This is a genomic window from Streptomyces sp. NPDC091272, assembly GCF_044757485.1.
Classification (GTDB): domain Bacteria; phylum Actinomycetota; class Actinomycetes; order Streptomycetales; family Streptomycetaceae; genus Streptomyces.
Genome location: NZ_JBIVVC010000004.1, coordinates 93,411 through 100,091 on the forward strand (window position 1 = coordinate 93,411; position 6,681 = coordinate 100,091).

The 6,681-nt window shown below is 69.0% G+C and carries 9 protein-coding genes; 3 read left to right on the forward strand and 6 right to left on the reverse strand.

What is annotated here, in order from left to right; all coding sequences use genetic code 11:
* Positions 1–119: 119 nt before the first annotated feature.
* The 4 genes from ACIQM4_RS13525 to ACIQM4_RS13540 form a co-directional block, all read right to left on the reverse strand.
* The gene (locus ACIQM4_RS13525; RefSeq protein ID WP_401590426.1) at positions 120–425 is read right to left on the reverse strand and encodes a hypothetical protein; all 306 of its coding nucleotides are present in this window, start codon (positions 423–425) and stop codon (positions 120–122) included.
* A complete protein-coding gene (locus ACIQM4_RS13530; RefSeq protein WP_401591392.1) occupies positions 422–1,153 on the reverse strand; it encodes a GntR family transcriptional regulator in 732 nt (243 codons plus the stop codon). The genes ACIQM4_RS13525 and ACIQM4_RS13530 overlap by 4 nt, the downstream gene beginning before the upstream one ends.
* Before the next feature lie 8 nt (positions 1,154–1,161).
* Positions 1,162–1,386: a hypothetical protein gene (locus ACIQM4_RS13535; RefSeq protein ID WP_401590429.1), complete on the reverse strand. Its 225-nt coding sequence runs from the start codon at positions 1,384–1,386 to the stop codon at positions 1,162–1,164.
* Between the two features lie 535 nt (positions 1,387–1,921).
* The gene (locus ACIQM4_RS13540) at positions 1,922–2,200 is read right to left on the reverse strand and encodes a hypothetical protein (RefSeq protein ID WP_401590431.1); all 279 of its coding nucleotides are present in this window, start codon (positions 2,198–2,200) and stop codon (positions 1,922–1,924) included.
* A 78-nt stretch (positions 2,201–2,278) separates the two neighbouring features.
* On the opposite strand from ACIQM4_RS13540, the gene ACIQM4_RS13545 reads away from it, so the two are divergent.
* On the forward strand, positions 2,279–3,037 hold the full coding sequence (locus ACIQM4_RS13545; protein WP_401590434.1) for a GntR family transcriptional regulator: 759 nt from the start codon (positions 2,279–2,281) through the stop codon (positions 3,035–3,037).
* Positions 3,038–3,285: 248 nt separating this feature from the next.
* On the opposite strand, the gene ACIQM4_RS13550 is transcribed toward ACIQM4_RS13545, so the two are convergent.
* Positions 3,286–3,420 (reverse strand): hypothetical protein, encoded by a 135-nt coding sequence (locus tag ACIQM4_RS13550; RefSeq protein ID WP_401590436.1) that lies wholly within the window; start codon positions 3,418–3,420, stop codon positions 3,286–3,288.
* 131 nt (positions 3,421–3,551) lie between these two features.
* Complete coding sequence (phoU, locus tag ACIQM4_RS13555) at positions 3,552–4,232, reverse strand: phosphate signaling complex protein PhoU (protein ID WP_401590439.1); 681 nt, start codon at positions 4,230–4,232, stop codon at positions 3,552–3,554.
* A 230-nt stretch (positions 4,233–4,462) separates the two neighbouring features.
* Between phoU and ACIQM4_RS13560 the strand changes: the two genes are divergently transcribed.
* Complete coding sequence (locus ACIQM4_RS13560) at positions 4,463–5,878, forward strand: sensor histidine kinase (protein ID WP_401590441.1); 1,416 nt, start codon at positions 4,463–4,465, stop codon at positions 5,876–5,878.
* On the forward strand, positions 5,875–6,555 hold the full coding sequence (locus ACIQM4_RS13565) for a response regulator transcription factor (protein WP_362423372.1): 681 nt from the start codon (positions 5,875–5,877) through the stop codon (positions 6,553–6,555). Before ACIQM4_RS13560 ends, ACIQM4_RS13565 begins: the two co-directional genes overlap by 4 nt.
* Positions 6,556–6,681: the final 126 nt, after the last annotated feature.

Below are 6,681 nucleotides of genomic sequence, written 5' to 3' on the forward strand. Positions count from 1 at the left end.
TGCGCCGTGTCCTTAGGCAGCCCATCGAAGTCGGCAGTCGACGCCAGGAGTCCACGGCTCGGATCTGGTCAGAGCCGCGGACTTCTTGGTGTTGTACAGATCAGCAAGGGCGTCGATCATTAAGCGGGCTCACGCTGTTCGCTCACCGCCAAGAGATGTCCGCGGCTGGTTGCGACGCGGAGAACATTCCGCAGAGCCTCCGTCAGCTCCTTGGCCAGGCTCTGCATATCCTCGAGGGTCGCATCCTGATCGTCGAGGATTCCGTGAGCCTGCTCCAGCAGCTCGGCCGCCGAGCCGAGCTGGACCGCTTCGATGTTGTCCGCTAGACGGGACATGTAGCCGCCCCGGCCGTCGGTACTCAGGTAGCAGGACTTGCCGTCCGGCCCCGACCACGGGAGAAGCCGCAGTTCGTTCGATGCTGTCATCCTGGATCCTGCCTCTTGTCGGGCCCATGGTGGGTGGTGAAGACGGCGTCTACGCGATCTCCGGGAAACGCCAGGAGCGTGGCTTCGACGACGCGGTCGGTGGAGTCGGTGGCGATGCGGGTGATGGAGAGGACGACCGACGCGTAGCCGATCCGGAGGGCCGACGCTTCGTCCGGCGTCGGAGGGCGAGCGCACACCGTCTCCCGGAGAGTGACCGGCGGCGGGCCGAGGACTGCGAATCTTTTGAATGCATCTCGGCACGTGGAGTCGTCGTCGAGCACTCCGGCCGGGAGCAGATCGCGCGGCATGTAGATGCGAGCCAGGCCGTGCGGCGACTCACCCTCGTGGCTGACGCAGGTGGTCTCCACGATGGGGCTGCCCGTGGGAACCTTCAGCAGGGTCATGAGGTGCGCTTGGGCTCGAATGGTGGTGCTGCGGATGGTGACGCGCAGTTCCGGTTCGGCGGCGGTCAACGGGTCCAGGGTGCCCCAGCCGCCGACGTACAAGATCTTGCGGTGAGGGCGACGAACGAAGTTGCCCTTGCCGTGGATCTTCTCGACAAGGCCTTCCCCCTGCAGAATGGCGAGAGCTCTCCGCAGGGTCACTGTGCTGACCCTGTACCGGGTGGCAAGGTCCGCTTCGGACGGTAGGCGTTCACTGGGCTGGATCCCGCCCAAGGCAATCTGCTGCCGGAGGTCGTCGGCGATGTCGTGGTGACGTGAGCGCATCCGGTTAGTCACCGCCTTCTCAGCATGCGCACGGCGACGAACCGGGTACGCGCGTGCATGGTCAGCAACTCGCCCGATTCAAAGACCAATTGCTTCGCTCCCTGAGGAAGCTGGAAGAGGTCTCCCACCCGGCAGGCATGGCCGCCGAGGTGGATGACATCGCCGCGTTGGACGGTGGCCGCGGTGATCTCAACGCTAGAAGCCAGCGCGCCGCCGGCGATCCAGGCGCTCACTGCGTCACCTCCGTGGATAGAGCCGGGCCGGCAAACGAGTGGCACAGGCAGTCACACGCTTCGCGGATCACCGGAAGGTCAGCTGGTATCGGGGCCGGGGAAGATTCCGTGCAGGAGGAGTGTGTACCGATCCTGCAAGCGGTCGAGCGGTAAGGGACGGCCGGGGTATCCGACATGGGCAGTTGTCGACGAGCCAGCATCAGTGGCCTCCAGCCAGGAACGGCCAGGCCACCGACGGCAGGTGAGGGGTGATGATGATGACCATCGAGCGTGCGCGGATACGTCGTTCTGACGCCAACACGTACGGTCGGACGAGTGCGACATCTTCCCCCGGGAGCCGGTGTCGGTGGCTCGGCGCACCGGAGGCTGCTCGGCCCAAAAAGAGAGTCGGCCCGCCAACGGATCCGTGGGAGGCGGGAGGGGACGCCGGAGGGCAGCAAGGCGTGAGCACACGCCGATGTCTGCCGCTTGAGGAGTTCCGCGCCCTGGTGAGGGTGAAGGCACGGCGGATACGGTTGAGCACGCTGTTCAGCTCCTATCGCTGATAGCTCGGTCCCCCGACATCGCCCGTCGTGGGGACCGCTTTGCGTACGACCGCCCATAAGGTGCGGCCGTTCAAGCTGGTGGCGAGGAGCCCGAATCGGTCGGCCTCAGCCACCACGTCCAGGACCTCCCGCCACGACTCGGCGGAGAGCCCGTCGGGCACCTCCGTTTCCACCGACGTGTGCCGGGGGTGTTCCTCCGTTCGCGTAGGTAGCCCGAGGGCCGACAGCCGGGCGGCGATGGCCGCCGCACTAACTCCCGAAGCGGGCACAGGGCAGCCTCCGTCACCAGCGATCACATTCAGTGAAGCTAGTTAACTAGGTTAGAGCTAGTGGACTAGATTTTCCATATGCCTGAGCAGTCGCCTTATCTCCGCGTCGCCGATGTCCTCCGGCAGCGGATCGCGGAGCACGTGTGGGAGCCGGGAGATCGCCTGCCCTCCCGCGCCCAAATCGGCGAGGAATGCGGCGTAGGCGAGAACGTGGTCCGCCGGGCGCAGGAGTTGCTGATCTCCCAAGGCGTGCTGGAGGGCCGTGCCGGGTCGGGCACCTACGTCGCCGAGCCCCGACCGCGCGTACGGGTGGTGCGATCGTCGGCACGCGAGCAGCCGACAGGGTCACCCTTCCGGGCCGACATGAAAGCCGTGGGCAGGCAAAGCGATTGGGAGAGTCGGACGGATGCCAAGGTGCCGGCCCCCGCAGACATTGCGTCGCGCCTTGGTGTCGCCGAAGGCGACCTCTGCGTCCGCACCATGTACGAGTTCCTCGCCGACGGCAGGCCCGTGCAATTGTCGACGAGCTGGGAGCCGTACGACCTCACCGCCGGAACCCTTGTCGTCCTCCCGGAGGGCGGGCCGCATGCCGGGCAAGGAGTGGTCAACCGCATGGCGGAAATCGGCGTCACGGTCAGCCACGCCGTCGAGCAGCCGGAGCCGCGGTTGGCGACCGCCGAGGAAGCTTCGCTCCTGGGGATTCAGAAATCCGCTCTCGTGACGCACATCAAGCGGACCTACTACAGCGATCAGGGGCGCCCCGTAGAGACGGCGGACATCGTCCTTCCCGCAGCGCTGTGCGAGATCGTTTACGAGGTTCCCATCGGTCGTCAGTGACCGTCCCGGCGAGCGGGGGACGGGCCGCTCCTGGGCCGTCTCTGGGCCGTCCGAGGTTGCTCAACGGCACCCGATGACGACCAGTGGCGACTACCCACCCGCAGGCGATCAGCTTCCCCCCTGCAAAAACCCTGGTCGGCGAGATATCCCGCAAGACCCAGGGCAAGAAGAAGTAACCCTCCCCGCCCGTACGACGAGGGGCCCGGTCCGCGGTCGGACCGGGCCCCTGCTCGTCGTGGTGCGGGTGGTCAGCCGCAGCCGCCGCCGCACTGGCAGGAGCCGCCGGACTGGCAGCCGCAGCTGCAGCCTGAGCCGCAGCCGCAGGAGAGCGTCCCGCCGGTGGGGGACGTCACCGCGGGGGCGGTGGGGGTGGGCAGAGCCATGGGTCCTCCTCGAAGGCACGGCAGGGGCGCAGCCGAACGGCGGCCCCTCACCCATTGCATGCCCATCCGGCGGGCGCATCAACAGCGCGCGGAAGCACGGGAGTTGCTGCGCCCTGCACGGGCTTGCGCGGTTACGCCTGGGCGGCCGTCTCCTGCGCCGCCTGGATCTCGTCGGCGTGCTCGCCCGTCACCAGGTAGACGACCCGCTTGGCGACGGAGACCGCGTGGTCCGCGAAGCGCTCGTAGTAGCGGCCGAGCAGGGTGACGTCGACGGCGGTCTCGATGCCGTGCCGCCAGCGGTCGTCCATCAGGTGCTGGAAGAGCGTGCGGTGCAGCAGGTCCATCTCGTCGTCGTCCTGCTCCAGCTGGAGGGCCAGGTCGACGTCCTTGGTGATGATGACCTCCGCCGCCTTCGCCATCAGGCGCTGCGCGAGCTGGCCCATCTCCAGGATCGTGGCGTGCAGGTCGTGCGGCACCGCGGTGGCCGGGAAGCGCAGCCGGGCCAGCTTCGCCACGTGCTGGGCGAGGTCGCCCGAGCGCTCCAGGTCCGCGCTCATCCGCAGCGAGGTGACGACGATGCGCAGGTCGGTTGCGACCGGCTGCTGGCGGGCGAGAAGGGCTATCGCGCGCGCCTCCAGGTCGTGCTGGAGGTCGTCGACCTTCTGGTCGGCGGCGATCACGCTCTCGGCGAGCTTGAGGTCGGCATCGAGCATGGCCGTCGTGGCGCGCCCGATGGCCGAGCCGACGAGGCGGGCCATCTCGACCAGGTCCTCGCCTATCGAGTCCAGTTCCTCGTGGTACGCGTCCCGCATGGGGTTCCTACTTCCTGAGAGCGGCACTTTCCGGTGAGGGGTGCAGCGGTGTTTTCCGGGGTCTGGCGGGGCTCCGGTCCCCACGCTCCCACCATCCGTCGGGTACGCGTCCGGTTCCGGCCGACCAAGTGAACCAATCCCGTCCCCTCGGTGAACTCTGGGCGACGAACGTTCGAGGCGGCACCCATTCGCTTGGGGCTGTGTCGGTGACCAGGCATAACCTTGTGCACATGGACGTGAACGCGGCGGTCGCCGCAGCAGCAGCGATGGCCGGTCTCTGCACCGGCATCATCGCCATGCTGGCGTTCCGCTGGAGCGAGCGCGACCAGAAGCGCCCCACCAGGTCCGCCCTGCGGACCGAGGTGAGCGCGACGCTGCCGCCCGGGGTGGACACCGTCCTCTCCGTGCTCCGCTCGTCCGCGGTCGTTCTCGACGAGAGCGACAACGTGGTGAAGGCCAGCTCCGCCGCGTACGCGCTGGGACTGGTCCGAGGCGGAAAGCTGGCCGTCGAGCCGATGATGCACATGGCCCGGGACACCAGGCGGGACGGCGAGATACGGCAGGTGGAGCTGGACCTGCCACGCCGCGGGACCGGCAGGGGGGAGGCCCTCGCGGTGTCCGCCCGGGTCGCGCCGCTGGGCTCGCGCCTCGTACTCCTCCTGGTGGAGGACCTGACCGAGGCACGTCGTATCGAAGCGGTACGACGCGACTTCGTCGCCAATGTGAGCCATGAGCTGAAGACCCCGGTGGGCGCGCTCTCGCTGCTCTCCGAGGCCGTCATGGACGCCTCCGACGACCCGGAGGCGGTCACCCGGTTCGCCGGCCGGATGCAGATCGAGGCCACCCGGCTGACCTCGCTTGTCCAGGAGCTCATCGACCTCTCCCGGGTGCAGAACGACGACCCCCTGGAGGACTCGGAGCCGGTGCGGGTGGACGAGCTGGTGGCGGAGGCCATCGACCGCAGCCGGCACACCGCGTCGACGAAACAGATCACCATGCAGTCCGGCGGCACCTCGGGCCTGCACGTCTGGGGCAACCGTGGCCAGCTCGCCGCCGCCCTCGGCAACCTGGTCGAGAACGCCGTGAACTACAGCCCGGCCCGCACCCGGGTGGGTATCGCCGCCCGCCGGGTCCCCGCACCCGGCGGCGACCTCATAGAGATAGCCGTCACCGACCAGGGCATCGGCATCTCCGAGCGGGACCGCGACCGTGTCTTCGAGCGGTTCTACCGCGTCGACCCGGCCCGTTCGCGTGCCACCGGAGGTACGGGCCTGGGCCTGGCCATCGTCAAGCACGTGGCCGCCTCGCACGGCGGGGAGGTCACGGTGTGGAGCTCCGAGGGACAGGGCTCCACCTTCACCCTGCGGCTGCCCGAGGCGGGCTCGGTCCGGGAGGCCCGGGTGGAGCACACCCCCGGCCGCCCCCTCGTCGGCCCCGGTGACGTGGACGCGGTCGGCGAGTTCGACGACGAGGACGCCCGCGACAACGCCGTCGCACCGTCCGCGGACCGGCGCACGCACGAGACGGACCGCCGCACGCACGAGACGGACCGCCGCACGCACGAGACGGACCCGCGCACGCACCAAACGTACGAGGCCAAGACCCCCATCCGTGAGAACACCCCTGCCCCGGAGGTCCTTCCGTGACCCGAGTGCTCGTCGTCGAGGACGAGGAATCCTTCAGCGACGCCCTTTCCTACATGCTCCGCAAGGAGGGCTTCGAGGTGGCGATCGCGGCCACCGGCCCCGACGGCCTCGACGAGTTCGAGCGCAACGGCGCCGACCTCGTCCTGCTCGACCTGATGCTGCCCGGCCTGCCCGGTACGGAGGTCTGCCGCCAGCTGCGGGTCCGCTCCAACGTTCCCGTGATCATGGTGACCGCCAAGGACAGTGAGATCGACAAGGTGGTGGGCCTGGAGATAGGGGCCGACGACTACGTCACCAAGCCCTTCTCCTCCCGCGAGCTCATCGCCCGTATCCGCGCCGTACTGCGCCGCAGAGGTGAGCCGGAGGAGGTCACTCCGGCAGCCCTTGAGGCGGGCCCGGTCCGGATGGACGTGGACCGTCACGTCGTCACGGTCTCCGGGGCCAAGATCGACCTCCCGCTCAAGGAGTTCGACCTGCTGGAGATGCTGCTGCGCAACGCGGGCCGCGTGCTGACCCGTATGCAGCTCATCGACCGGGTCTGGGGTGCGGACTACGTCGGCGACACCAAGACCCTCGACGTCCACGTCAAGCGCCTGCGCGCCAAGATCGAGCCGGACCCGGGCGCCCCGCGCTACCTGGTCACGGTGCGCGGCCTGGGCTACAAGTTCGAGCCGTAAACGACCCGCCCCGACGCACGAGTGGGGCCCCCCCGGGGTGCGGCGGGGGCGGCCGGCTGGGTCCGGGGGCTCAGGGGCCCCGGAGCGCGGGGGTGGCCGGCGGCCCGGCGCCCCGCGGGGTAGCGG

Bases quoted from the DNA above. Each gene is read 5' to 3' on its own strand.
- ACIQM4_RS13525 (WP_401590426.1), bottom strand. From the start codon at position 425: ATGACAGCATCGAACGAACTGCGGCTTCTCCCGTGGTCGGGGCCGGAC.
- ACIQM4_RS13530 (WP_401591392.1), bottom strand. From the start codon at position 1,153: ATGCGCTCACGTCACCACGACATCGCCGACGACCTCCGGCAGCAGATT.
- ACIQM4_RS13545 (WP_401590434.1), top strand. From the start codon at position 2,279: ATGCCTGAGCAGTCGCCTTATCTCCGCGTCGCCGATGTCCTCCGGCAG.
- ACIQM4_RS13550 (WP_401590436.1), bottom strand. From the start codon at position 3,420: ATGGCTCTGCCCACCCCCACCGCCCCCGCGGTGACGTCCCCCACCGGC.
- phoU (WP_401590439.1), bottom strand. From the start codon at position 4,232: ATGCGGGACGCGTACCACGAGGAACTGGACTCGATAGGCGAGGACCTG.
- ACIQM4_RS13560 (WP_401590441.1), top strand. From the start codon at position 4,463: ATGGACGTGAACGCGGCGGTCGCCGCAGCAGCAGCGATGGCCGGTCTC.